This is a genomic window from Planotetraspora phitsanulokensis (genome assembly GCF_016863295.1).
Taxonomy (GTDB): domain Bacteria; phylum Actinomycetota; class Actinomycetes; order Streptosporangiales; family Streptosporangiaceae; genus Planotetraspora; species Planotetraspora phitsanulokensis.
Window position 1 is genome coordinate 14780 of sequence record NZ_BOOP01000021.1, and the last position, 24693, is coordinate 39472.

25 protein-coding genes are annotated in these 24693 nt (G+C 69.5%); 16 read left to right on the forward strand and 9 right to left on the reverse strand.

All coding sequences use genetic code 11. The features are described 5' to 3' along the window. The first annotated feature begins 37 nt into the window (after positions 1–37). Positions 38–511, forward strand: coding sequence for a carboxymuconolactone decarboxylase family protein (locus Pph01_RS22430; protein ID WP_204075112.1), 474 nt, complete (start codon positions 38–40; stop codon positions 509–511). A 90-nt stretch (positions 512–601) separates the two neighbouring features. Here the strand turns inward: Pph01_RS22430 and Pph01_RS22435 are convergent, their stop codons facing one another. Next, on the reverse strand, positions 602–877 hold the full coding sequence (locus tag Pph01_RS22435; protein WP_204075113.1) for an isoamylase early set domain-containing protein: 276 nt from the start codon (positions 875–877) through the stop codon (positions 602–604). 238 nt (positions 878–1115) lie between these two features. Between Pph01_RS22435 and Pph01_RS22440 the strand changes: the two genes are divergently transcribed. Beyond that, entirely contained in the window at positions 1116–1490 is a 375-nt protein-coding gene (locus tag Pph01_RS22440) for a luciferase domain-containing protein (protein ID WP_204075114.1), read from the forward strand. 48 nt (positions 1491–1538) lie between these two features. On the opposite strand, the gene Pph01_RS22445 is transcribed toward Pph01_RS22440, so the two are convergent. Both Pph01_RS22445 and Pph01_RS22450 read right to left on the reverse strand, forming a co-directional pair. Further along, positions 1539–2354 carry an SAM-dependent methyltransferase gene (locus Pph01_RS22445; RefSeq protein ID WP_239116926.1) on the reverse strand — a complete coding sequence of 272 codons (816 nt, stop codon included), beginning with the start codon at positions 2352–2354 and terminating at the stop codon, positions 1539–1541. Between the two features lie 107 nt (positions 2355–2461). Beyond that, positions 2462–3541 carry a sulfite oxidase gene (locus tag Pph01_RS22450; RefSeq protein WP_204075115.1) on the reverse strand — a complete coding sequence of 360 codons (1080 nt, stop codon included), beginning with the start codon at positions 3539–3541 and terminating at the stop codon, positions 2462–2464. A 126-nt stretch (positions 3542–3667) separates the two neighbouring features. On the opposite strand from Pph01_RS22450, the gene Pph01_RS22455 reads away from it, so the two are divergent. Next, positions 3668–4207 carry a DUF4142 domain-containing protein gene (locus Pph01_RS22455; protein ID WP_204075116.1) on the forward strand — a complete coding sequence of 180 codons (540 nt, stop codon included), beginning with the start codon at positions 3668–3670 and terminating at the stop codon, positions 4205–4207. A gap of 111 nt (positions 4208–4318) precedes the next feature. Here Pph01_RS22455 and Pph01_RS22460 read toward each other — a convergent pair whose 3' ends face one another. The 3 genes from Pph01_RS22460 to Pph01_RS22470 all read right to left on the reverse strand — a co-directional run bounded on the left by Pph01_RS22460 (position 4319) and on the right by Pph01_RS22470 (position 7259). Next, complete coding sequence (locus tag Pph01_RS22460; protein ID WP_204075117.1) at positions 4319–5356, reverse strand: alginate lyase family protein; 1038 nt, start codon at positions 5354–5356, stop codon at positions 4319–4321. Positions 5357–5488: 132 nt separating this feature from the next. Further along, positions 5489–6274, reverse strand: coding sequence for an aminotransferase class IV family protein (locus tag Pph01_RS22465; protein ID WP_204075118.1), 786 nt, complete (start codon positions 6272–6274; stop codon positions 5489–5491). After that, complete coding sequence (locus Pph01_RS22470; RefSeq protein ID WP_204075119.1) at positions 6246–7259, reverse strand: sulfite exporter TauE/SafE family protein; 1014 nt, start codon at positions 7257–7259, stop codon at positions 6246–6248. The genes Pph01_RS22465 and Pph01_RS22470 overlap by 29 nt, the downstream gene beginning before the upstream one ends. Positions 7260–7398: 139 nt before the next feature. Here Pph01_RS22470 and Pph01_RS22475 point away from each other — a divergent pair, with 139 nt between their 5' ends. After that, positions 7399–7761 carry a YciI family protein gene (locus Pph01_RS22475; RefSeq protein WP_204075120.1) on the forward strand — a complete coding sequence of 121 codons (363 nt, stop codon included), beginning with the start codon at positions 7399–7401 and terminating at the stop codon, positions 7759–7761. Between the two features lie 95 nt (positions 7762–7856). Here Pph01_RS22475 and Pph01_RS22480 read toward each other — a convergent pair whose 3' ends face one another. After that, positions 7857–9170, reverse strand: a complete 1314-nt coding sequence (locus tag Pph01_RS22480; RefSeq protein WP_204075121.1) for a DUF1996 domain-containing protein — start codon at positions 9168–9170, stop codon at positions 7857–7859. Positions 9171–9390: 220 nt separating this feature from the next. After that, complete coding sequence (locus Pph01_RS22485) at positions 9391–11559, reverse strand: discoidin domain-containing protein (protein WP_239116927.1); 2169 nt, start codon at positions 11557–11559, stop codon at positions 9391–9393. Between the two features lie 357 nt (positions 11560–11916). On the opposite strand from Pph01_RS22485, the gene Pph01_RS22490 reads away from it, so the two are divergent. From Pph01_RS22490 to Pph01_RS22510, 5 genes are all read left to right on the forward strand, one after another. Next, positions 11917–13209, forward strand: a complete 1293-nt coding sequence (locus tag Pph01_RS22490; RefSeq protein WP_204075122.1) for an ABC transporter substrate-binding protein — start codon at positions 11917–11919, stop codon at positions 13207–13209. A gap of 73 nt (positions 13210–13282) precedes the next feature. Next, entirely contained in the window at positions 13283–14242 is a 960-nt protein-coding gene (locus tag Pph01_RS22495; RefSeq protein ID WP_204075123.1) for a carbohydrate ABC transporter permease, read from the forward strand. Continuing rightward, positions 14239–15072 carry a carbohydrate ABC transporter permease gene (locus Pph01_RS22500; RefSeq protein ID WP_204075124.1) on the forward strand — a complete coding sequence of 278 codons (834 nt, stop codon included), beginning with the start codon at positions 14239–14241 and terminating at the stop codon, positions 15070–15072. The genes Pph01_RS22495 and Pph01_RS22500 overlap by 4 nt, the downstream gene beginning before the upstream one ends. Further along, positions 15069–16454 (forward strand): GH1 family beta-glucosidase, encoded by a 1386-nt coding sequence (locus tag Pph01_RS22505; protein ID WP_204075125.1) that lies wholly within the window; start codon positions 15069–15071, stop codon positions 16452–16454. Before Pph01_RS22500 ends, Pph01_RS22505 begins: the two co-directional genes overlap by 4 nt. A 62-nt stretch (positions 16455–16516) precedes the next feature. Further along, on the forward strand, positions 16517–17515 hold the full coding sequence (locus tag Pph01_RS22510; protein WP_204075126.1) for a LacI family DNA-binding transcriptional regulator: 999 nt from the start codon (positions 16517–16519) through the stop codon (positions 17513–17515). A 21-nt stretch (positions 17516–17536) separates the two neighbouring features. On the opposite strand, the gene Pph01_RS22515 is transcribed toward Pph01_RS22510, so the two are convergent. Then, entirely contained in the window at positions 17537–17722 is a 186-nt protein-coding gene (locus Pph01_RS22515) for a hypothetical protein (RefSeq protein WP_204075127.1), read from the reverse strand. 360 nt (positions 17723–18082) lie between these two features. Here Pph01_RS22515 and Pph01_RS22520 point away from each other — a divergent pair, with 360 nt between their 5' ends. The 7 genes from Pph01_RS22520 to Pph01_RS22550 all read left to right on the forward strand — a co-directional run bounded on the left by Pph01_RS22520 (position 18083) and on the right by Pph01_RS22550 (position 24689). Further along, entirely contained in the window at positions 18083–19360 is a 1278-nt protein-coding gene (locus Pph01_RS22520; protein ID WP_204075128.1) for an ABC transporter substrate-binding protein, read from the forward strand. Positions 19361–19362: 2 nt separating this feature from the next. After that, on the forward strand, positions 19363–20298 hold the full coding sequence (locus Pph01_RS22525; protein ID WP_204075129.1) for a carbohydrate ABC transporter permease: 936 nt from the start codon (positions 19363–19365) through the stop codon (positions 20296–20298). Then, a complete protein-coding gene (locus Pph01_RS22530) occupies positions 20295–21125 on the forward strand; it encodes a carbohydrate ABC transporter permease (protein WP_204075130.1) in 831 nt (276 codons plus the stop codon). Before Pph01_RS22525 ends, Pph01_RS22530 begins: the two co-directional genes overlap by 4 nt. Before the next feature lie 87 nt (positions 21126–21212). Next, the gene (locus tag Pph01_RS22535) at positions 21213–21911 is read left to right on the forward strand and encodes a FadR/GntR family transcriptional regulator (protein WP_204075131.1); all 699 of its coding nucleotides are present in this window, start codon (positions 21213–21215) and stop codon (positions 21909–21911) included. A 2-nt stretch (positions 21912–21913) separates the two neighbouring features. Continuing rightward, positions 21914–23059 carry a galactonate dehydratase gene (gene dgoD / locus Pph01_RS22540; RefSeq protein ID WP_204075132.1) on the forward strand — a complete coding sequence of 382 codons (1146 nt, stop codon included), beginning with the start codon at positions 21914–21916 and terminating at the stop codon, positions 23057–23059. Between the two features lie 62 nt (positions 23060–23121). Next, the gene (locus tag Pph01_RS22545; RefSeq protein ID WP_239116928.1) at positions 23122–23745 is read left to right on the forward strand and encodes a bifunctional 4-hydroxy-2-oxoglutarate aldolase/2-dehydro-3-deoxy-phosphogluconate aldolase; all 624 of its coding nucleotides are present in this window, start codon (positions 23122–23124) and stop codon (positions 23743–23745) included. Then, positions 23742–24689 (forward strand): sugar kinase, encoded by a 948-nt coding sequence (locus tag Pph01_RS22550; RefSeq protein WP_239116929.1) that lies wholly within the window; start codon positions 23742–23744, stop codon positions 24687–24689. The genes Pph01_RS22545 and Pph01_RS22550 overlap by 4 nt, the downstream gene beginning before the upstream one ends. The last annotated feature ends 4 nt before the right edge of the window (positions 24690–24693 follow it).

Below are 24693 nucleotides of genomic sequence, written 5' to 3' on the forward strand. Positions count from 1 at the left end.
AGAGGTGAAAGCACCAACGACGACGCAGGAGTGCACAATGAATGCTCGCTTGAACCTCTTCACCAACCCGGTCACGACCAAGTCCCTGAAGCACTTCATCACAGCGAGCAAGGTGGTCGACGGGTCCACGCTGCCCGCCGCGACGCAGGAGCTGGTGAAGATCCGCGCCAGCCAGATCAACGGGTGCGGTTTCTGCACCGACATGCACACCAAGGACGCCGCGCACGCCGGGGAGACCTCCATCCGCCTCAACCTGGTCGCGGCCTGGCGTGAGGCCACGGTGTTCACCGACGCCGAGCGCGCCGCCCTGGAGCTCGCGGAGCAGGGCACCCGCATCGCCGACGCGGCCGGTGGCGTCACGGATGAGGCCTGGGCGAACGCCGCCAAGCACTACGACGAGGAGCAGCTCGGCGCCCTGGTGTCCCTCATCGCCATCATCAACGCCTACAACCGGGTGAACGTCATCACCCAGCAGCCCGCCGGCGACTACCAGCCCGGCCAGTTCGCGTAACCGGGGGCGACCATGCGGCATCCCGGGCACCCCTCACCGGGGGCCTGGGTGTCGTTCCGGTACGCCCGGCGACCCGACGATCTGAGCGACCTAGAGGTAGACCACGCTGCCCAGGTGGTCGATCTTGTCGGCGGTCTCGTCGTCGAACCACAGGCCGCCGGTCGCCAGATACCGGAAGCGGTGGACGCCGGCCGGCAGGATCACGGACACGGTCCGTGTGCCGTCGCGGCGGCGCAGCAACTCGTGGTCTCCCGGCCGCCATTCGTTGAAGTCGCCGACGACGCTGACGGCGCCGGAGGGTTGATCCAGGGGGAGGGTGAACGTGACGCGGGTCTTCTGTCCGAAAAGGCGGGTCCGCCGAAGCATGTGAAGATCCTCCCTTGTCGCCGGGATGAGCACAGCATTCCGCGCTGTCACCGTTCAGGAGAATTGGGACACGCGGTGCGTAACGCAATATTCACCGTATTTTGATGCCTTGCCGGAAGTTCGTTTCGGACTTCTGACGGTGGTTCGCCCCCATGGGTGAGATGCAGGTGTACGCCCGGTGAATAACGATTGCCGTTATCTGCTTCCAGCTGATCTTTCTGGCAGCCACGATGAGTGCATGAGCGTGTCTGGAATCGCCAGGCAGTCGATGGCCTCACGCGTCCTGAAGCAACTGGAGACCTGGCCGGAATGCCGGACCGGGACGGCCGAGTGCGGGTGCGGCGCAGGCGTGTCGGTCGGCGCGAGACAGATCCTCCATCTGCATACCGGCAACGAGGCCGAGTTGTGGCTGACGGTGCCGCTCATCGAGCGGATGCGGCCGGCCCTCGAAGGGGCGCGGCAGGTCGCACTCGAGCCGCACCGCGACTGGATCGGCATCCGGCTGGAGACCGAGGACGACGCGGACCTGCTCGTCGCGCTGTTCAGCCTGGCGATCAGAACCCATGACGGGCCGGAGCCCAAGCCCGAGATGTCGGAGTGCCTCGCCGGTTGAGCCGTTCGAGCCGATTCGAGCCGATTCGAGCCGGTTGAAAGGCCCGGGTCAGGGCACCCGGCCCGCGCCGCACAGGAACCATGTCGGCAGGTCGAGCCCTCGGTGCGCCAGAGAGGCGTCGAGGTCCGGCCGCCATTCGTCGAGCCGCACCACACCAGGTTCGACGAGCTCGAAGCCGTCGAAGAAGCCGCAGATCTCGGCGCGTCCGCGCAACGTGACGCTTGAGCTGGCCCGCTGGTAGACGGCGGCGCCCTGGCGGGCGGACGTCACCCGCTCCTCCGCCGTGACGTGCGACAACACGACGTAGCTGCCGGGCGGCAGCGTGTCGCGCAGCCGGGCGACCACCTCGGCGGGCTTGGCGCTGTCGGGCAGGAAGTGCAGCACGGCGACGAGCAGCACCGCGACCGGCTCGGCGAAATCGATCAGCGACAGGAGTTCGGGGGTGTCGAAGATGCTCTCCGGCTCACGGAGGTCGCCGGGGATGGTGATCGTGTTGGTGGCGTTGGAGAGCAGGGCGCGGGCGTGCGCGAGGACGACGGGGTCGTTGTCCACGTAGGCCACCCGGGTGCCGGGGTCGATCTCGCCGGCCACCTCGTGGACGTTCCCCTGGGTCGGCAGCCCCGTGCCGATGTCCACGAACTGACGGATCCCGGCGTCCTCCGCGAGATGGCGTACGGCTCTGCGCAGGAACGACCGGTTCTGACGGGCCAGTTCTCTGGCCTCGGGCGCCACCGCGAGAACGAACTCGGCGGCCTCCCTGTCGACGGGGAAGTTGTCCTTTCCACCCAGGAAGTAGTTGTACATCCGTGCGGCGTTCGGGACGTGCACGTCGATGCCTGACGGGAGGGGTCCGTCCTCGGCCAAACATTCACTCCTTTATTGGGGGATCCATTGCGAGCATATGAGGCGTTAGCAGGAATTCAAATCAATTGCCGGTAAGAGCCGGCAATTTTGCGGGGAGGAGAGCGCGATCAGCCGACCATGACAGGGTGGGCCAGGACCGCGTTCTGGCAGTAGCCGAGAGCGTTCCATGCACTGGAGTCGGGCTGGGCACGCCCCTGGTCGTCGATTGCGCGCACCCGGATCACGTGGTCGCCCGGCCGGGGGTTCCAGTGGAACTGCCATCGCGCCCACACGCCCGCCGTTCCGGGCGTTGTCAGGACCGCCGGCCGCCAGGGGTCGTCGTCCACGCGGTAGTCCACGGCCGCGACCGCGCGTTCGCCCGCGAACGCCCGCCCGCGGACGATCTGGGGGCCCCGCCGGAGCCGGGCGGGCCAGGGCAGCTCGACCAGGGCGGACACGGGAACGCCGGTGATGGGGGTGCCCTCGGCCGGATGGCCTGGGCCGAAGAGCACGTAGTCACGGGTGTTCCACGGCACGCGCAGCGGTTGCTCCGACACCTCGATCCGGCCGACCCACTTGATGCTCGCGGCGCCCAGCCAGCCGGACACCACGACCCGGGCCGGAAAGCCGTGATCGAGGGGAAGGACCTCGCCGTTCATGGCGACGGCGAGCAGGGTGTCGTCGGCGAGGGCCTTCGCCAGCGGCAGGGGCCTGCGCGCGCGGGCCGCGTCGAGGCCCTCCGGCATGACCTCGCACGCGCGGGAGGTGATTCCCGCCGGTTCGAGCAGGTCGCGCAGGCGCACGCCCGTCCACTCCGCCGTGCCTACGGCGCCGCGTCCCCATTGGGTCCCGTCGAAGCGCGCTCCGGTCTCCTCGGCGAACAGCGCCCTGCGGTTGCCCGCGCACTCGAGCGTCCGGACCACCGAGACCATCGGGAACCGGCGCCACAGGTCGTCGTAGGTGTAGGAGACGGGGGCCCGCACGCCGTCGCCCTCGATCATCAGGGTCCAGGTCGCGGCGTCGAGGCGCGGCGTCGGCGCGTGGTTGCGGACGAAGAAACGGTCGGCCGGGGTGAGGTGGCCGGGCATCCGGTCGGGGCGCGTCCCGAAGTCCAGGCCGGTCCCGGTGTCCTCCATCAGCTCCGCCGGAGTCGGCTTGACCACCTCGCGCGTGGTGAGGGTGCGGGTGACGGCGTGCTGCTCGGTCATCGGTGCCCCTCTCCTCAGGGCCCGCCACAGGGCCGGGTGACCAGCAACTTTGTCCGGGTATAGGTCCTTATATCCGAAATATCAGTGAGGTGAACGAGAGCGGCCGAACCACCGGGGGGAGATCGCATGCTGTCGAGAGTCGCCGTCGTGCTGGGCGTTTCCGCGGTCGTGGTGTGCGGAACGGTCGGCGTCGCCGCCGCGCGGGAAGGGGTGAACCAGCAGGACCGCACGTTCCTGATCGAGACCCATCAGGCGAACCTGGACATGATCGAGCACGGCCCGACGGTCGAGCGGACGGCGAGCGCACCGGCCGTACGTGATCTGGTGAAGCGGCTGGTGAGCGACCACACCGCGCTCGACGAGGACGTCAAGCGGGTCGCCCGGCAGGTCGCGGTGACGCTGCCCGGTACGGCGGGGGCCGCGGGCGCGGCGGAGATGCGCCGGATGGCACGGAACACGGGGGCGGCGTTCGACCGGGCCTGGCTGGCCCACGAGGCCGATCATCACCACCGCCTTCTGCGCAGCATCGCCCAGGAGTTGCGTGAGGGCTCGTCCATCGAGGTGAAGCGGCTCGCGGCCGAGGCGAGGCCCGCCGTACGGGCGCATCTGGCCCTGCTGGGCCAGGTGGGCGGCCGGATCCCCGACGCCGGGATGCCCGGCCACTGAGACTCGGGTCACCGAAACGCTGAGACGCGGGTGTTGAAACGCGGGCCGCCGCTCCCCGTGACGAGGGGAACGGCGGGCCGTGGTGCGAGCGGTGCCAGGGGGGTCGGCGGGTCAGTTCGGGTTGTCGCCGTGGGTGAGGGTCTCCCACGCGACGAAGAGGTTGTTGGTCCCGGCGGGGCGCTGCTGGAGGGTCAGGGTCTGGGTGTTCGTCATGGCGATGCCCATGCGGTTGTGCAGGGCGTTGTAGCCGACCTCGGTCACCGGGCCGAGCCCGCGCTTGACGCTGCCGCCGCACAGTGAGGACGGCACGGCCGCCCCGAGCTCGTACTTGGACTGCAGCCCGAGTGCGTGGCGGAGCCGCTCGCTGATCTCCGGGTAGAGGTCCTGCCCCTGGATGCGGGTGGTCTCGGCGAAGTGCGCGATGGCGTCGATGCCGTACCCGGTGTGGACGAAGTCGCGGCAGGTCTCCTGGGTGAGCCCGTCCATGAACGTGGACTGGCCCTGCCAGTAGCCGATGATCTCGTCACGGGTGTCGATCGAGCTGCCGGGGGGCGCCTTGGGGAGCGCGCCGTCGGCCGTGATGTGGATGTAGGCGGGCACCCGGCCGCGGAACTTGGCCACGGCCTTGTCGTAGCTCGTGCGGTCCTCCAGGAAGACCGAGATGCCGATCGCGGCCTCCATCATGCTCAGCTCCCAGTTGCCGTTGCTGTTGGAGCCGTTGATCACCTTGGGCAGGTAGACGTTGCGGAGCATGGTCGCGAAGCGGGTGACGTTCGCGGACGGCCAGCCGGTGTAGGTGTAGCGGATGATCTCCGCCGCCCTCGGCCAGGAGGACCCCGCCCACCCGGTCTGCAGCGGCGCGTTGCTGTTGGTGTGGTCCCTGATCGTGGCCGACCAGGCGTCCATCAGGCTGATTGCCTTCTCGGCGTACCGGCTGTCGCGGGTGATGTACCAGATCAGCGCGTCGGTGTAGGCCGCGATCGCGTCCTCGCGCTCGTCGGTGCATCCGTTGTTCGGGTTGGAGTACGACCCGCACTCGACGATCGCCCGCGGCTTGGGGGTCCGGGAGAGCGAGGCGTACCTGCTCGCGAGCATCTGGTCGTAGGCGGCCTTCCAGGGTTGCGCGCCCGCCTGCACCTTCGACCGCACGAAGTCGAGTTGCGGCCTGCTGACGAAGACGCCCGGGTGGACGAACGTGGCCGGTGCGGCCGCCTTCGCGAAACTCGGCGTGCTCGTCAGCCCGGTCAGGCCGGTCGCCCGGGAACCGGGCTCAAGCCGGGTTCAGATGACGTCCCAGGGGACGGAGTCGTACAGGCGCGCCGCGGCCTCGACGACGTGGTGCCCGGTGGGGAGGACCAGGTCGTCGATGCGCCTCACCGCGGCGACCCCGTGGGAGTTGGTGATGAAGACCGCCTCGAATCCGGCGACGTCCGCCAGTCGCACCGGCCCGCGCCGGGACCCGATCCCGATGTCCGGCAGTCGCGGCTCCAGCAACTGCATGGTGATCCCGTGCAGGCACGGTTCGTCGGGCCAGACGACGGACGTCCCGTCGAAGAAGCCGATGTTGGCGATGGCGCTCTCCGCGACGACCCCGCCGTGCCCGGTCAGCAGCGCGTCGTCGAAGCCTTCGCGTACGGCCATGCGGCCGTAGTAGTACTGCCCGAACCCGCCGATGTGCTTGATGTGGGCGGCGGGCCGCTGGTGGGCGACCGATTTGAGGCTCTGCGGACTCTTGGGGTCGGGTGCGGGCGGGCGCACGGTCACCACGATGGACGCAGCGTCGTCGCCGTCCGGCCAGTAGACGATGACGCGCACCGACGCGTCGGAGACGTCGTCGCCGAGGGCGTGCCGGATGTGGTCGCGTACGAGGTCGCCGTCCAGTCCGTCGCCGAACAACTCCCGGGTGGCGCCGTCCAGGCGCGCGAGATGCAGATCCAGGCCCCTCGTCCGTCCATCTCTGACCTGCATGGCGGTGAAGTGGCCGTGGTTGACCAGGGGAAGCGGGACCTGCTCGGCGACCGGCGGGCGGCCGTTGATCTCAATTCGCGGCTGAGCCAGTTGTCTCATGCCCCATTTTGGGGGTGTCCGCGGCGTCGTCGCGAACAGGGACGGAAGAGCGCCTCCGCGGAATCGCGGGCAGGCCGTGCCGGACCCGCAGGAGGGTCCACACGGCGGGCGCGGCGAGCAGCACGCCGACCAGCACCCAGACGGTGGCCGTGTTGCCCACACCGAACATCTTCAGTGCCGAGGCGAGCAGCACGAACGCCAGGACCCGGCGCACCAGCCCGCCGGGAGCCCGGGAGGAGATGCGCGAGCCGAGGTAGACGCCGGGAATCGACCCGGCGAGCAGCGCGGCGGTCACCGACAACTGGAAGTCGCCGAAGAGCACGTGCCCGAGGGCGGCCGACATGACGAGCGGCACGGCCTGGACCAGGTCGGTTCCGACGAGTTGGTTGGCCTTGAGCGCGGGATACAGGGCGAGCAGCGCGACGATGATGAGGGAGCCCGACCCGACCGACGTCATGCCGACCACCAGTCCGCCCACGACTCCGACCAGCACCGTCGGCAGTCGCCGTACGGTCACGGTGGGCAGCCCGGTCGCGGCCGGCTCGCCCGGGGCGGCGGTCCGGCGTCCTGTCGCCGAGGTGCGTCCCTCGGCCCTGTCGCGCATGGCGAGATAGCCGCGTACGGCCAGGCCCGCCGCCGCGATGAGCAGCGCGACGCCCAGCGCCGCCTGGATCACGCCCTGGACGTCCTCACCGGTGCCGAGCGCCCTGGCGACCAGTACGCCGCAGAACGCGGCGGGAACCGAGCCCGCGCACAGCCAGCCGACGAGCCTGAGGTCGACCGTTCCGCGCCGCAGATGGACGAGGCTGCCGACGGGCTTCATGACGGCGGCGGCGACGAGGTCGCTCGAGACCGCGGCGAGTGGCGGCACGCCGAAGAAGGTCACCAGCATGGGTGTCATGAGTGCGCCGCCGCCCATGCCGGTCAGTCCGACGACGACCGCGACCAGGAAGGAGCCGATCGCCATGACGTAGTCGAAATGCATCGGGAAATCCTACCAAAACCATCGGAATAATCGAGTAAGTCGCCGGAGAATTCCCTGGGGCGCATGTCGAGGACCCGCCGTCCGCTCCGACGTACCGGTGAACGCGCCGCAGACGGCGCCGCTCGGCGAGAGGGAGACCATGAAGTACATGCTGTTGATCTACAACCGCCCGGGGTTCGTGGAGGAGCTGCGGGAGAGCGAGCGCACCGAGCTGTTCGCGGAGGTCGACACCATCATGCGGGAGCTCACCGAGTCCGGGGAGCTGATCGGGGGCGAGGCGCTGGCCTACCCGTCGAACACCAGGACCGTGCGCCCGCATGACGGCGTTCCGGCCGTCACCGACGGCCCGTTCCTGGAGGCGAAGGAACATCTGGCCGGTTATCTCATGGTGGACTGCGAGAACGTCGAACGCGCCACCGAGATCGCCATGCGCTGGCCCGACGCCAGGTTCGGCGCCATGGAGGTACGGCCCCTCATGAACCAGGGCGGAACGGAGATGTGACGACCGGGCCTCGGGGCGGGGCCTGTGTCCAGGCCCTGCCCCGAGGGGGTGCGGTGACCGCCGCGAGGGGCAGTCAAGGGCCTGTCAAGGGCCTGTCAAGGGTGGCCGTCCGCGCCGCACTTGATGATGGGACGGATGCAGTCGTTGACGCGGCGGGCCATCTCCGCCTCGGGCCAGGCGTTGAAGAAGTCGCCGTGCATGGTGAAACCGGGACCCGACGCCAGCCGGAAGTGCGACGGGTCGCCGCTGACGGGGTAGCGCAGGACCTGGCGCAGCTTCGGCACCGGCACCGGGTGGGTCGCCGGGCACTGCCCGTTCACCGGGTAGGCCATGTGGCTCTTGTGGTCGGCCGAGTCGAGGTCGCGGCCGTTCCAGCACTGCGGGAAGTCGAGGTAGGACTCCAGCATCGTGCCCGCCGGGCAGTTGACGAAGTCCTTCCCGGGGTTCACCTGACCGGCGTGCAGGCACGACCAGCGGGAGATGGTCGTCGCGTCCGGCGCGGTGGCCTTGGCGTTGCCGGCCACGATGCGCAGGCCCAGGGGCATGGGCTGCGTCTGCGCGATGATGTCGTCGCGGACGCCCTCGCCCAGGTAGTAGAACGTGGTGATGACCGGCTCGACCGGCACGTCGTCCTTGTACAGGGTCGGCACCCAGTAGGCCGACTTGTCCACGGCCGGGTTGCAGTTGCTGTTGGCGTTCTGCAGGCTCGTCAGGGTCGAGCTCGCGTTGGTCGTGGTGCTCCCGAAGAAGCTGTGCATGTGGGAGGCGCCGGGCAGACCCGGATAGATGATCGGGTCGTCGGGGAGCCGGTGGCTGAACGGGCAGTCGGCGAGGAACTCGGCGACGCGCACGACGTTCCCGCCGCCCCCGGTCGGCGGAGGCGTCGTGCCGCCGCTGCCGAAGACCTGGAACTCCCACAGGGAGACGCCGTACTGGGTGGCGCGCTTGGTGGTGTACAGCCGGACATAGCGGCCGCTGCCCGAGACGTTGAGGGTCTGGTTGCCGCCGGTCGCCGTCGTGGTCGAGTAGAGGGTGGTCCAGCTCGTGCCGTTGGCGGAGATCTGGATCTGGAAGGCGGTGGCGTAGGCCGCCTCCCAGTTGAGCACGACCTGGTTGACGGTGGCGGTCGCGCCCAGGTCGACCTGCAGCCACTGCGGATCGGCGAACGCGCTGGACCAGCGGGTGCCCAGGTTTCCGTCGACGGCGGAGGAGGCGGGGGCGCCGGCGTTCTCCACGGAGGAGGCGGTGACCGGGTGGCCCTGCGAGAGCGGGGGCGCGGCCGCTTCGGCACGCGGCAGGAACACCGCGGAGGCGCCGAGGACGGCGAACAGCGCGGCGGCGAGCGCCGCGAGTCTCAGACGGGGGACGTGCCGGGGGACATGCCGGGGAACATGGCTGGGTGGGGACATGACGGACTCCAGAGGGTGGGGGGGTGGGTGGCCCGGGAGAGCTCCCGGGCCACCGGCTGATCGGTGCTGGATCAGTGTGTGCAACCAGCGCGTGAATCAGTGCGTGAAACCAGCGCGTGAATCTGTGCGTGAAACCAGCGCGTGAAACCAGCGCGTGAAACCAGCGCGTGAAACCAGCGCGTGAATAAGTGCGTGAATCAGTGCGTGGATCAGTGCTGGATCACTGGTAGACGCGCACGTAGTCGACGAGCATCCGTGACGGGAACGGTGTGCTCGCGTCCGGCGGGCCGGGCCAGTCGCCGCCCACCGCGAGGTTGAGGATGAGGTAGAACGGGTGGTCGTAGACCCATGGCCCCCGTGTCGCCTCGACCTGGTCCTTGCTGAGCGTGAACACCGTCTGGCCGTCGAGCGTGTAGACGATGCCCTTGCTGTCCCAGTTGGCGGCCCACACGTGGTAGTCGGCGGAGAAGTCCGCGTTCCCCGGGAGCGTGTACGGCGAGCCGATCCCGCCGCCGCCGTTGTAGGCCGGCGCGTGGATCGTCGAGTAGGCCGTCCTGGTGTCCTTTCCGAGGATCTCCATGATGTCGACCTCGCCGTTGTACGGCCAGGGCCGCCCGGTCAGGAAGTCGGAGCCCATCATCCAGAACGCCGGCCAGAAGCCGTTGCCCTTGGGCACCTTGATCCGGGCCTCCACCCGCCCGTAGGTGAAGGTGAACTTGGTGCCGGTGTTCATTCGGTGGGAGGTGTACTGGCAGGGCCCGCCGGGGCAGGCGGAACCCGCGGTCGTCTCCCTGCGGGCCTCCATGACGAGGCTGCCGTTGCCGTCCATGGAGGCGTTGTTGTTGTTCGTGTAGTACTCGAGCTCGTTGTTCGGGCCGGTGCCGGTGTCGATGGTCCACTTGGCCGGGTCGGGCTTGCTGCCGGCGGGGCCGTTGAACTCGTCGCTCCACACCAGCTGCGGCGGGGTGCGCGGGTCGGGGGGCAGCGGGGGCGGGGTGATGGGCGCCCCACCGGTGCCCCATACCTGGAACTCCCACAGCGAGTAGCCGTAGGCCGTGGCGCGCTGTGTGCCGTACATGCGGACGTAGCGGCCGGTGCCGTTGACGGTCAGGGTCTGCTTGAACCCGGGGCCCGTGGTCGTGGTGTAGATCGGGGTCCAGTTGGCGGCGTCCGGCGACACCTGGATCTGGAACGCCCTGGCGTAGGCCGGGTCCCACTGGAGCACGACCTTGTGGATCTGCGCGGTCGCGCCGAGGTCGACGTAGATCCAGCCGGGGTCGACCCAGCCGGTGGTGCTGCTCGTCGCCCAGCGGCTGGCCGGGTCACGGTCGAACGCGCGGGCGGGGGTGCACTCGTAGCAGTTCACGTCGCTCTGGGAGCTCGAGGCCACGCCAGGCTTGCCGTACGACAGAAGCTTGTCGCCGCCCGTGTCGGGCGGGGTCGGCGTGGGGGTGGGAGTCGGTGTGGGGGTAGGCGTCGGCGTGGTGCCGGAACCGGTGCGGACCGAGAACGTGAAGAGCGAGTAGCCGAAGGCCGTGGCGCGCTGCGTGCCGTACATGCGGACGTAACGCCCGGTGCCGGTCACGTCGAGGGTCTGGGTGCCTCCGGCGCCGGTAGTGGTGGAGTAGACGGTCGTCCAGGTCGTGCCGTTGGAAGACACCTGGATCTGGAAGGCCCTGGCGTAGGCCGCCTCCCAGGTGAGGGTGACGCCGCAGATCTGCTGGGCGGATCCGAGGTCGACCTGGATCCACTGCGGGTCGCTGAACGCGCTGGCCCAGCGGGTTCCCGCGTCGCCGTCGACGGCGTTGGCGGCCGGGAAGACGGCGTTCTCCGTGGAGGAGGCGGTGGCGGGGCGGCCACGTGCGGCGTCGGCCGTGCCGCAGCCCGGCGTGGTGCCGCCGGGGCCGAACACCTGGAACTCGAGCAGCGAGTAGCCGTAGGGGAGGGCGCGCTGCGTGCCGTACAGGCGGACGTAGCGGCCGCTGCCGGTCACGGCGAGCGTCTGGTCGCCGCCCGTCCCCGTGGTGGTGGAGTAGACGGTCGTCCAGTTCGTCCCGTCGGCCGAGGTCTGGATCTGGAAGGCCCTGGCGTAGGCGGCCTCCCAGTTGAGCACGACCTGGCTGACGGTCTGGACGGAGCCGAGGTCGATCTGGATCCACTGGGGATCGCTGAACGCGCTCGACCAGCGGGTGGTCAGACTGCCGTCGACGACGTTGGAGGCGGGGAAGGCCGCGTTCTCCACCGAGGAGGCGGTGACCGTCTTCCCCTGCGAGATGAGGGTGTCGGCCGCGGCGGCGGGGACCAGGACGAAGCAGGACGTGATGAGGATGATCGCCGTTGCGACCAGTAAGCCCAGGCGGTGACGGCCTGGACTGCGGGATGGACTCACGGGGGTCTCCTTGGCGGGCGGGGGGTTCAGGGAGCGCTCCCGGAGCTGAGCGTCCTACCTGTTAGGAAGAGCTGTCAAGAACCCTGTTAACCGAACCGAAATGCAGCGCACATCCGAAATATCCTTCAAGTTACAACTAGAGAGCGCTCTCTAGACTCGCGATTCCGGCGATAGACATGCCTGTGAGCTGGGGAAATCATATGAATCAGAAGAAACCGCTCTCTCGATTCGATCCGCCCGCCGTTCCGCAGGTATCGACCATTGTTACGGTGGGGCCCTTGACATGAAATGCCGCCGGAATCCACGGTGTGAGGGAGCGCTCTCTAAAAGATCACTGAGGGGCCCAAGGAGGGTTCTATGGGCAAGCTTCGCCCCGGACGCATCACCCCGATGCTCACCGCAGCCTTACTGGCCGTAAGCGTGGCCGCCTGCGGTGGCGGCTCGGGAGAACCGGCGGCCTCAGGTCAGCCGGCCGAGAAGATCAAGCTCACCGTCGGCCTGTTCAGCGACTTCCACTTCGCGCCGCTGTACGAGGAGTTCAAGAAGACCCACCCGAACGTCGAGATCGTCGAGCGTCGGGCGCAGTTCAACGACCACCACAAGAACCTCACCACGCAGCTCGCGACCGGCGCGGGCGCCGCGGACGTGGTGGCCGTCGAGGCCGGATACATCGCCACGTTCACTCCGCTCGCCGACAAGTTCTACGACCTCGGCCAGTACGGCCTGGGCAAGAGGCAGGCCGACTACCTGGACTGGAAGTGGAGCCAGGGCCTGTCGCCCGACGGCAAGCTGCTGGGCCTCGGCACCGACATCGGCGGGCTGGCCATGTGCTACCGGACCGACCTGTTCAAGGAGGCGGGCCTGCCGACCAACCGCGACGAGGTGTCCAAGCTCTGGCCCACGTGGGAGGACTACTCCAGGGTCGGCCAGCAGTTCGTCGCGGCCAAGGTGAAGGGCGCCAAGTGGTTCGACGGCCCGGGTGAGAACTTCCGCGCCATGGTCGACCAGGCCCCGGTCGGGTACTACGACGAGCAGAACAACCTCGTCGCCGGGACCAACCCCGATGTGAAGAAGGCATGGGACCTGTCGGTCCAGATGCTCCAGGCGGACGAGTCCGCCAAGCTGCTGGCCTTCAGCCCGCCGTGGAACACCGGCCTGACCAAGGGCTCCTTCGCCACGATCATCTGCCCGTCATGGAAGACCGGCAGCATCAAGGACGCGGCCCCGACCACGGCCGGCAAGTGGGACGTCGCGGCGGTGCCCGGCGGTGGCGGCGGCAACCAGGGTGGGACCCACCTCATGGCGCCGAAGCAGGGCAAGCACCCCAAGGAGGCCGCCGAGCTGATCGACCTGCTCACCAGCAAGGACAACCAGCTCAAGCTCTTCACCGACGCAGGCGCTCTGCCGTCGATCCCCGCGTTGTACGACGACCCGACGATCACGGGCTTCACCAACCCGTTCTTCAGCGACGCGCCGACGGGCAAGATCTTCACCGACGCCGCCAAGGCGCTGAAGCCCCAGCACGTGGGGCCGAAGGCCGGTGACGTGCTCACCGCGTTCGGCAACGCCCTGCAACGCGTCGAACAGGGCAAGCAGCAGCCCGACGCGGCGTGGCAGCAGGCACTGCAGGACCTCGACCGGATCAAGTAGCTCGCCGGGTGGCCGGCTCGGACCAAGCGAGCCGGCCACCCCAACGATCTCACGAACCAAGAGAGGACCCGCTGTGGCCACCCGCGCCCCCGACCGTCCGACGGCGGTCCCGCGCCACAGGTCTGAACGGTTCAGCCGGCAACTCGCGTACCGGCTCGACGTCAAGGCCTCGCCGTACGCGTATGTCATGCCGTTCCTGCTGGTGTTCTGCGCGTTCGGGCTGTTCCCCCTGGTCTACACGGCCTGGGTGAGCCTGCACGAGTGGACGCTGCTGTCCGACGTCCACAAGTTCGTCGGCCTGGACAACTTCGCCTTCCTGCTCGGCGACGAGTACTTCTGGAACGCGACCTTCAACACCGTGTCCATCGGGCTGGTGTCGACGGTCCCGCAGTTGCTGCTGGCGATCTGGCTGGCGCATCTGCTGAACCGCCCGCTCCGGGCCCAGACGCTGTTCCGGGTCACGCTGCTGCTCCCGAACGTCACCAGCGTCGTCGCCGTCGTGGTCATCTTCAGCCAGCTCTTCGGCCGGGACTACGGGCTGATCAACTGGGTGTTGTCGTGGTTCGGCGTCGGCGCCATCGACTGGAACGCCGGGACCGCGAGCTCGCACGTGGCCATCTCCACCATGATCATGTGGCGCTGGACCGGTTACAACGCGCTGATCTTCCTGGCGGCCATGCAGGCCGTGCCGCGGGACCTCTACGAGGCCGCCACCATCGACGGCGCCTCCGGGTTCACGCAACTGCGGAAGATCACCATTCCGATGATCAAGCCCACGATCGTCTTCGTGGTCGTCACCTCCACCATCGGGGCGATGCAGGTCGTCGCGGAGCCGTTGCTGTTCGGCACCTACAGTCCCACCGGCGGCCCCGACCGCCAGTACCAGACGCTCTCGCTGTTCATCTATGAGAACTTCGCGAAGCTCGACTTCGGCTACGCCTCGGCGATCTCCTGGATGATGTTCGTCTTCATCGTCATCGCCGCCGGCGTCAACTACCTGCTCACCCGCCGCTCGGGGGGGAACCTGACATGATCCCGCGGTTGGGTCCGGGCAAGGCCCGTACGCTCACCTACCTCACGCTGATCGCCGTGGTGTTCTTCTCGGCGCTCCCGCTGTACTACAGCGTGGTCGTCGCCTCCCGCGACAACTCGGCGCTGGCCGACGTGCCGCCGCCGCTCTGGCCGGGAGGCAACTTCGTCGCCAACGTGGAGAAGGTCTTCGACACCGTCCCGTTCGCGCTGGCGCTGCTGAACTCCGTCCTGGTGGCGGGGTCGATCGCGATCGCGGTCATGTTCTTCTCCACGCTCGCCGGGTTCGCCTTCGCCAAGCTGCGCTTCCGGGGACGCAACGCGCTCCTGCTGATCACCGTGGCCACGATGATGGTCCCGACGCAGCTCGGCATCATCCCGCTCTACCTGATCATGGTGAAGCTGGAATGGACGGGATCGATGTACGCGCTCATCGTCCCCGCCCTGGTCAACGCGTTCGGCGTGTTCTTCATGACGCAGTTCCTGTCCCGGGCGCTGCCGACCGAGCTGCTCGAGGCGGGCCGCGTCGACGGCTGCACGACCTGGGGACTGTTCTGGCACGTGGTGCTGCCGGTGGCCCGCCCCGCGGCGGCCGTCCTCGGCATGCTGACGTTCATGTCGGCGTGGAACGACTACTTCTGGCCGCTGGTCGTGCTCACCCCGGAGAACCCCACCGTCCAGGTGGCCCTGTCCACGCTGGCCGCGGGTTACGTCAGCGACTACGCGCTGAGCCTCACCGGCACCACGCTCGGCACGCTGCCACTCGTCATCGTTTTCGCCCTGCTCGGCAAGCAGATCATCGGAGGAATCATGCAAGGAGCTGTCAAGGGATGACGATCACCACCGTCGAGACTCGGGGGCAGACGCTGGTCTTCCCTGATGGTTTCCTCTGGGGCGCGGCCACCGCGTCCTACCAGATCGAAGGCGCCGCACGAGACGACGGCCGGGGGCCGTCGATCTGGGACACCTTCTCGCACACCCCCGGCAGGGTCGCCGCGGGCCACACCGGTGACGTGGCCTGCGACCACTACCACCGCTACGCCGACGACGTGCGGCTGATGGCCGACCTCGGGCTCGGGGTCTACCGTTTCTCCGTCTCCTGGCCGCGGGTGCAGCCCGACGGCTCCGGGCCGACCAACACGCGAGGGCTGGACTTCTACGACCGGCTCGTCGACCGGCTGCTGGACGCCGGAATCGACCCCTACGTCACGCTCTACCACTGGGACCTGCCGCAGAGCCTGGAAGACCACGGCGGCTGGCCCAACCGGGAGACGGCCTACCGCTTCTCCGACTACGCGCTGGCCGTGCACGCCCGCCTGGGCGACCGGGTGCGGACCTGGACCACGTTGAACGAGCCGTGGGTGTCGGCCTTCCTCGGATACGGGAACGGCGTGCACGCGCCCGGCCGTACGGACGCCGCGGACGCGCTGCGGGCCGCGCACCACCTGCTGCTCGCGCACGGGCTGTCCACGCAGGCCCTGCGTACGGCGGGCGTCGAGGAGATCGCGCTCACGCTCAACCTGTCGCCGATCATCGCGCACGGGTCGGGGGAGGCGGACGCCGAGGCCGCGAACCGGGCCGACATCCTGCTCAACCGGCAGTTCCTCGACCCGGCGCTGCGCGGCGTCTACCCCACCGAACTGCTCGAGATCGTCGAACGCCGTGCGGGCCTCGGGCACATCCACGACGACGACCTGGACGTGATCCACCAGCCGATCGAGCTGCTGGGCATCAACTACTACAACCCGACGTACGTCGTCGCGAAGCCGGGTGAGCCGGCCGACCCGGCCTGGCCGGGCGCCGAGGGCATCGGGTTCGACGGCTCCGACGAGCCGACCACCGCGATGGGCTGGCCGATCAGCCCCGACGGCCTGTCCTCGCTGCTCGTACGGCTCTCGCACGACTACCCCGAGGTGGGGCTGATCGTCACCGAGAACGGCGCGGCCTTCGACGACGTCGTCGTCGGCGACCGGGTGCACGACACCGACCGTGTGGCATACCTGGACGGGCACCTGCGCGCCGCGCACGCCGCGATCGAGGCGGGCGCCGACCTCCGCGGCTACCTCGTGTGGTCGTTGCTGGACAACTTCGAGTGGCACGACGGGTACCACCGGAGATTCGGCCTCGTGCGGGTCGACTTCGGCACCCAGCGCCGCCTGCTGAAGGACAGCGCGCTCTGGTACCGGGGGGTCATCGAACGGAACGGGCCGGCCTGAGCGGGCCCCCTCTCGCGGAAGACGGAGACCATGCTGGACCAGCTCGTGACCCGTGAGCAGGCATGACGAAGCGACCCACCCTGGAGGCCGTGGCCGCGAGAGCGGGGGTCTCCCGCGCCACGGTGTCCAGGGTCGTCAACGGCGAGACCACGGTCACGCCGGGGATCCGCGACGCGGTGCTGCGTGCCGTCAACGAGCTGGGCTACGTCCCGAACCTGGCGGCGCGCAGCCTCGTCACGCAGCGGACCGACTCGGTGGCCCTCGTCGTGTCGGAGCCGCCCACCAGGGTCTTCTCCGACGATCCGATGTTCTCCACGGTCATCCGGTCGGCCAGTGCCGAGCTCGAGGCGGCGGACAAGCAGGTCGTGCTGATGCTCGTGGGCGACCGCACCAGCCACGGCAGGGTCGAGCGGTACCTGACGGGCGGGCACGTGGACGGCGTCATGCTGATCTCGATGCACGGCGCCGACCCCATCCCGGCCGCGCTCGCGCGGATGCGCGTCCCCGTCGTGTCGTACGGCAGGCCGGCCGTGAACATCGCCCTGCCGTACGTGGACAACGACAACGTCGGAGGAGCCGAGGCGGCCGTCCGGCACCTGCTCGACCGCGGCCGCAGGCGCATCGCCACCATCGCCGGGCCTCCGGACATGATCGCCGGGCAGGACCGCCTGACCGGCTACCGCACGGTCCTGCGCGACTCCGACCGCCGTTCCATCGTGGCCGTCGGCGACTTCACCCGGGAGTCGGGCGCCACCGCGATGCGGCAACTGCTGCGTGACGACCCGGGTCTCGACGCGGTGTTCGCCGCCAACGACCTGATGGCGATCGGCGCCCTCCGCGCGTTGCGTGAGGCGGGCCGTCGCGTTCCCGACGACGTCGCGGTCGTGGGGTTCGACGACATCGAGGCCGCGAGCTACGCCGAGCCGCCGCTCACCACCGTGCGCCATCCGTTCCCCGAGCAGGCCGCGGCCATGGTCACCTTGCTGCTCGCCCTGCTCAAGGGGCAGCCCGCCGTCCCGATCATCCTTCCGACCAGGCTGATCGTCCGAGAGTCCGCGTAACGCCTCGCCCGGCAGCGGAGATCAGTTGACCGGTTTCGTGGTCCATTTCGCCTCGTCGGTGCCGAGATCGTCACCCAGCCTGCGGGCGACGTAGCGGATGATGTGCGGTGCGTGCCGCTCGTAGAGCACGGCGAAGACCCCGGGCTCGCGCCACGACTGCTCGATGACAGCGGCGTCGCTCACCCCCTGCCGGGTCGTCACAGTCATACGGCTCCTGTCTCTCGCAGCCGGTGACCCGGCCGTGCGCGGTGTGCGCCTCACCGGCTTTTCCCTGATCCGGCGATCGGGTTCCCTCGCCGAGGACGCCGAGGGCCGGGTCGCGGCCCTGCCCGGCGAGACGGCATGACGGGCGGGCCGAGGTGAGCCGGAACGGAGGGGGCGTTACATCCGCTTTGTCGCTTTCGTGCGACGTCGCAGGGTGGGTCGTACGCGTCCGTGGGAGGTCTCAATTTTCATTTCTTATGAATAGTTATTGACGGCGCTCGATCCGGAATGCCAGGGTTGCCCCAGTCTCGGCCGGACCCACCCCCCACCGGTTCCTTACGGAGGTCCCCTGTGAGTCACCCCATGAGCCGACGCGGTTTCCTCGCCGGCGTCGGCGCCTTCGGCGTCGCATCCGCGCTCGCGGGCTGTGCGACCAGCACCCCCTCGCCGGCCGCTGGATCCGGCACGAAGAAGTCCGCCGCGCTGCAGTTGAAGTCCCGTGAGACCAGCGACGGCGGCCGCAAGGCCATGCAGGCGCTGCTGGACGAGTTCGCCAAGGCGAACCCGCAGTACAAGCCGACCCTCAACACGATGGAGCCGGCCGCTTTCCAGCAGCAGATCCGCGCCGACCTCACCCTGGCCACGCCGCCCGACATGCTCACCTGGTTCGCCGGCGAGATCGCGAGCAACTTCGCCAAGCAGGGACTGCTGCTCGACGCGACGTCGGCGTTCCCCGCGGACGGCTACAGCAAGCAGTTCGCCGACCTGTCGACGGACGCCGGCGGCAAGAAGATCTTCGTCCCGACCAACTACTACTGGTGGGGCATGTTCTACCGCACGTCCCAATTCGAGAAGTGGGACGTCTCCGAGCCGAAGACCTGGGACGAGTTCATCGCCCTGTGCAAGACCCTGAAGGGCAAGGGCGTCAGCCCGATCGCGCTTCCGCTGGCCGACTCCGCCTGGTTGACCGCTTCGTGGTTCGACTACCTCAACCTGCGCATCAACGGCGCGACCTTCCACCGGGCGCTGCTCGCCGGCCAGGAGTCCTACACCGACCCCCGTGTCGCCAAGGTGCTCGACACCTGGCGTGAGGTCCTTCCGTACCTCGACCCGGACGGCAAGGGCCTGGCCTTCCAGGAGGGCTCGGCGAAGTGGCAGCAGGGCAAGGACGCGATGTTCCTGGCCGGCACGTTCCTCGGCGACGCGACGCCGGCGGACGTCAAGGCCGACGTCAACTTCTTCCAGTTCCCGATCATCGACGCCAACGTCCCCGTCGCGGAGGAGGCGCCGCTGGACGGCTTCATCGCCAGCGCCCGCACCGCGAACCCGGAGGGCGCCCTCGCCTTCATGAAGTACGTCGCCACCCCGCAGGCGCAGGAGCTCTACCTCAAGACGTCCGGGAGCACCCTCATCCCGGCCAACAGCAACGCCAAGTCGCCCGTGTCGACGCCGCTGCTGGAGAAGGGCCGGGCCATGGTGGCCTCGGCGGCCGACGTCACCCAGTTCTTCAACCGCGACTCCAACGACGACCAGTTGAACGCGCTCACCACGGCGCTCGTGCGGTTCATCGACAAGCCCGACGAGGCCGGAGACATCCTCAAGAAGTGGCAGGACGACTCCGCGAAGGCGCGCGGTAACTGACGATGGCAGCCCTTCCCAAGGCCGTCTCGCGCGGTGGTCCGGGCGCCCTCTCCGTGGGCGTCCGGCGCGGGTCCCGTGAGACGCTCGTGCTCCTCGCGTTCGTGCTGATCCCGTTCGCGCTCGAGATGTTCTGGACCTTCTGGCCGGCGCTGAACAGCGTCTACATCTCGCTGACCCAATGGGACGGCATCGCCCCGCCCGTCTTCGTCGGCCTGGACAACTACACCAGGATGTGGTCCGACGAGACGTTCCGTACGGCCCTGCGCAACACCGTCATCTGGCTGGTGCTGTTCGGCGGGCTGTCCGTGCTGGGCGGCCTGGGACTGGCGCTGCTGCTCGACAAGCCGCGCAAGGGGATCGGGATCTACCGGGCGATCTTCTTCCTGCCGGTCGTGTTCTCCATGGTCGTGACCGCGCTGGTGTGGCGGATGATCTTCCAACCGGATGGCGTGGTCAACAGCCTCCTCGCCGCCGTCGGGCTGGAGGACCAGGCGCGCATCTGGCTCGGCGAGCCGGAGACGGCGCTCTACGCCCTCATCGTTCCGGCGCTGTGGCGGCAGGTCGGTTACATCATGGTGCTGTTCCTTGCGGGGCTGAAGACCGTCGATCCGCTGCTGCACGAGGCGGCGAAGATGGACGGGGCCACCGCGTTCGAGCGGTTCCGCCACGTCACGCTGCCGCAGCTGCGGCCGATCACCACCGTGGTGCTCGCCGTGACGGTCATCGACGCGCTGCGCTCCTTCGACATCGTCTGGGCGCTCACCAAGGGCGGCCCGTACCACTCGTCCGAGTTGCTGAGCACCTACCAGTTCTCGACCGGACTGCTCGGTTCGCAGCTCGGGTACGGCTCGGCCCTGGCCGTGGTGATCTTCCTGCTCACCGTGGGGACGATCGTCGTCTACCTCGTCCGCAGCCTTCGTGAGGAGGAGGCCGCATGACGGCCCGTAAGTCGCGAGTGCGGCCGTGGTTCTTCCACGGCGGGATGTCCGTCCTCGCCTTCCTTTGGCTGGTGCCGCTCGCACTGGTCGTGGTCACGTCGCTGCGCACGTTCGACGACCTGGCCGACGCCGGGCTCGCCAGCGTGCCGAAGGGCCTCACCATCGACCCCTACCGCGAGGCGCTCGACTCCGGCGAGTGGCAGTCGATCGTGAACAGCCTGATCATCACCATTCCGGTGGTCGTCGTGACGCTGCTGCTCGCCTCGATGGCGGCCTACGGCCTGGCCAGGCACCGCATCCCGTTCCGCAAGACCCTGCTCCTGCTGATGCTCGCCGGCAACCTGCTGCCCGCCCAGTTGCTGCTGATCCCGGTGCTGAAGCTGACCGAGCAGTTCGGGATCTTCGACTCGCGGATCGGAATGATCGTCGTGCTGACGGCGGTGGGCCTCGGGTTCTACGTGTTCGTGCTGCACGGCTTCATGCGGGGCATCCCCGACGAGATCACCCATGCCGCGAAGATCGACGGCGCGACCACGTTCGGCGTCTACCTGCGCATCGTCCTGCCGCTGACCAAGCCCGCCATGGCGGCGCTCGGCTCGCTCGCCTTCACGTGGACGTTCAACGACCTCCTGTGGGCGATCACCCTGCTGCGCGACGAGCAGAAGCTCCCGGTGACCCCGGCCATCCTCGGCATGCAGGGCGAGTTTGTCTCGTCCTGGAACGTCATCGCGGCCGCGACCGTGATCGCCGCGATCCCCACCGTGATCGTGTTCCTCCGCTTCCAGCGCTACTTCATCTCCGGGCTGCTGATCGGGTCGGCCAAATGACCCGGCGCGGCGTATCGGTGGACGGCGGCTGGCGTGCGGGGAAAGATTCCGCATGATCACAGATTCCCCCATTCGAGGACGGCGAAATTGAGCGTCTACCCGGGCCGCGGCGTACATGGGCAGGTCGTCGAGGCGATCGGCCGTCGGATCGTCACGGGCGTCGAGGGCCCGGGCTCGACCCTCGACGTGGAGGCGCTGGAGATCACCTACGACGTGAGCAAGACGGTCGTGCGTGAGGCGCTGAAGGTACTCGCCGCGAAGGGACTGGTGGACGCCCGCCCCAAGCGCGGCACCTTCGTGCGCCCCCGCTCCGAGTGGAGCCTGCTCGACCCCGACCTGCTCCGCTGGCAGTTCGAGGCTCCCGCGGGTTCCGGGCTGCTCGACGACCTCTACGAGGTGCGCATCATCGTGGAGCCGGCCGGCGCCAGGCTCGCGGCGGCCCGCCGTACGGAGGAGGACGTCGAGCGGCTGACCGCCACGCTCGCGGCCATCAGCCCGGAGTCGGGGGCCAAGGAGATCGTCGAGGCCGACCTGGCCTTCCACCGCCAGCTTCTGGAGGCCTCGCACAACGAGCTGCTGATCCGGATGGAGTACATCATCGAGATCGGGCTGCGCGCCCGTGACCTGCTGGTGCACGCCGAGGGGCACCAGGACGACTTCCTGCCGCCGCACCAGGCCGTGCTCGACGCCGTGCGCGCCGCCGACGCCGACGGCGCCGAGCGCGCCATGCGGGTGCTGCTGGAGCAGGCGGCCAAGGACGAGCAAGAGATCAAGAATCGGGGTTGACGGTGAAAATCGTCAGGATCGAGACGTTCCTCGTCCCTCCGCGCTGGCTGTTCTGCCGCGTGGAGACGGACGAGGGCGTCGTCGGGTGGGGCGAGCCTGTCGTGGAGGGCAGGGCGGAGGCCGTGCGCGCGGCCGTGCACGTCCTGGCGGAGTATCTGGTCGGGCAGGATCCGCTGCGCATCGAGGACCACTGGCAGGTGATGGCGAACGGGGGCTTCTACCGGGGCGGGCCGGTGTTGTCCAGCGCGCTGGCCGGCCTCGACCAGGCGTTGTGGGACATCGCGGGCAAGGTCTACGGTGCCCCGGTCCACGCGCTGCTCGGCGGCCCGGTCCGCGACCGGGTCCGCATGTACGCCTGGGTCGGCGGCGACGAGCCCGCCGAACTGGCCGAGAGCATCACGGAGCGGATCGAGGCCGGCTTCACGGCGGTCAAGATGAACGCCGCCGGCCGGATGGCGGTCCTCGCGACCGCGGCCGACGTCGCCGCGGTGGTGGACCGGGTGGCGCTGGCCAGGCAGGTGCTCGGCCCGGCCCGGGACGTGGCCGTCGACTTCCACGGCCGGGTCTCCGCCGCGGACGCGCGCCGGATCCTGCCGCTCATCGCCGAGTACCACCCGATGTTCGCCGAGGAGCCGATCCTGCCCGACCGGCCGCACCTGCTGCGCGACGTGGTGACCGCGAGCAGCGTCCCCGTCGCCACGGGCGAGCGGCTCTACTCGCGATGGGACTTCCGGCCCGCTCTCGAAGCGGGGATCGCCGTGGTCCAGCCCGACCTCTCCCACGCCGGCGGCATCTCCGAGACACGCAGGATCGCCGCGCTCGCCGAGGTGTGGGACGCGAAACTCGCCCCGCACTGCCCGCTCGGCCCGATCGCGCTGGCGGCCAGTCTGCAGGTCGCCTTCGCGACGCCGAACTTCCTGATCCAGGAGCACTCGATCGGCATCCACTACAACGAGGGCGCCGACCTGCTCGACTACGTCGCCGACCCCGGCGTCTTCCAGTTCGTGGACGGCCACGCCGCGCGGCCGGAGGCTCCCGGACTGGGCGTGGAGATAGACGAGGCCGCCGTACGCCGGGCGGACGAGATCGGGCACGCATGGCGCAACCCCGTCTGGCGGCACGACGACGGCGGGCTCGCCGAATGGTGACCGGCGCGGAACACGCGGCTTCCCCTGGCCGCGAAACGGATGAACGCGGAACGGATGAACCGGTGAAGGAACAGATCTTTCTGGAGACGCTGACCGAGCGGCGCCTGCTCGCGATCGTCCGCGGGACCGACGCGGACGCCGCGTTGCGCACGGTGATCACGCTCGCCGAGGGGGGCGTGGAGTTCATCGAGGTCTCCCTCGTGACCCCCGACGCGCTGCGGGTGATCCGGGACGCGAGACAGGCGCTCGGAGAGTCCGCGGGCCTCGGCGCGGGGACGGTGGTCACCGCCGACGACGCCCGCGCGGCGGCGGACGCGGGCGCGTCCTACCTCGTCACCCCGGCGGTGAGCGAGGCCGTGCGGACCGGCCGCGACCTGGGGCTGCCCGTGCTCGCGGGCGCGCTGACCCCCACGGAGGCGGTGACCGCGCTCGGCGAGGGGGCGACTGCCGTCAAACTGTTCCCGGCGTCGCTCGGCGGAGTCCGCCACCTGCGCGCGCTGCGTGACCCGTTCCCGCACATCCCGTTCGTTCCGGTCGGCGGCGTCGGGGTCGCTGAGGCGCGCGACTACCTCGCCGCGGACGCGGTGGCGGTCGGCGTCGGCTCCCCGCTCGTCGGCGACGCCGCGGCGGGCGGCAGCCTCGACGCACTCAGGGAGCGGATCAAGAGCTTCCTGGACGCGCTGTGATCGACGTCGCCACCTTCGGCGAGACGATGGCCGCTCTGCGGGCGAGCGACCCCATCAGGCTCGGCGGCACGATGCGGCTGTCGGTAGCGGGCGCGGAGTCCAACGTCGCGATCGGCCTCGCCCGCCTCGGCCACCGGGTCCGCTGGACCGGTCTGGTCGGAGCGGACGAGACGGGCGAACTCGTGCTCCGCACCCTCCGCGCAGAGGGCGTCGACGTCTCGCACGCGCGGTCGGACGGCAGGGGGCCCACGGGACTCATCCTGTTCGAGCGCAGGATCGGCGACCTGACCCGGGTCATCTACCACCGGGCGGGGTCGGCCGCCTCCTACCTGGACACCGCCGACGTGCTGCCCGCACTCGACCCCGCGCCGAGGCTGCTGCACGTCACCGGCATCACGCCGGCGCTCGGCCTCGGTCCCGCGGCCGCCGTCGACGCGGCGGTGCGCGCGGCGGCGGACGCGGGCGTGCAAGTCTGCCTCGACGTGAACCACCGCTCGCGCCTGTGGTCGCGGGACACGGCCGCCGAGGTCCTCCGTCCGCTGGCGTCCCGGCTGTCGGTGGTGATCGCGTCCGACGACGAACTGGAACTGGTCGCTCCCGCCTCGGCCACGACGGAGCACGAGCGGGTGGCGGCGCTCCTGGACGCGGGGGTGTCCGAGGTCGTGGTCAAGCGCGGAGCCGACGGCGCGAGCGGCCACACCCTCGCCGAGACCCTCCACGTGAAGGCCCGGCGGGTGCCCGTCACGGACCTCGTCGGGGCGGGGGACGCATTCGTCGCCGGTCACCTGTCCGGCCTGCTCGACGGCCTCGACCTGGCCGGGTGCCTCGAACGCGCCGTCACCGCCGGAGCCTTCGCCGTCGCGTCTCCCGGCGACTGGGAGGGACTGCCAACCCGTGCCGAACTCGGGCTGCTCGACGCCCTGCCCGGATCCACGCTGCGCTGAACGA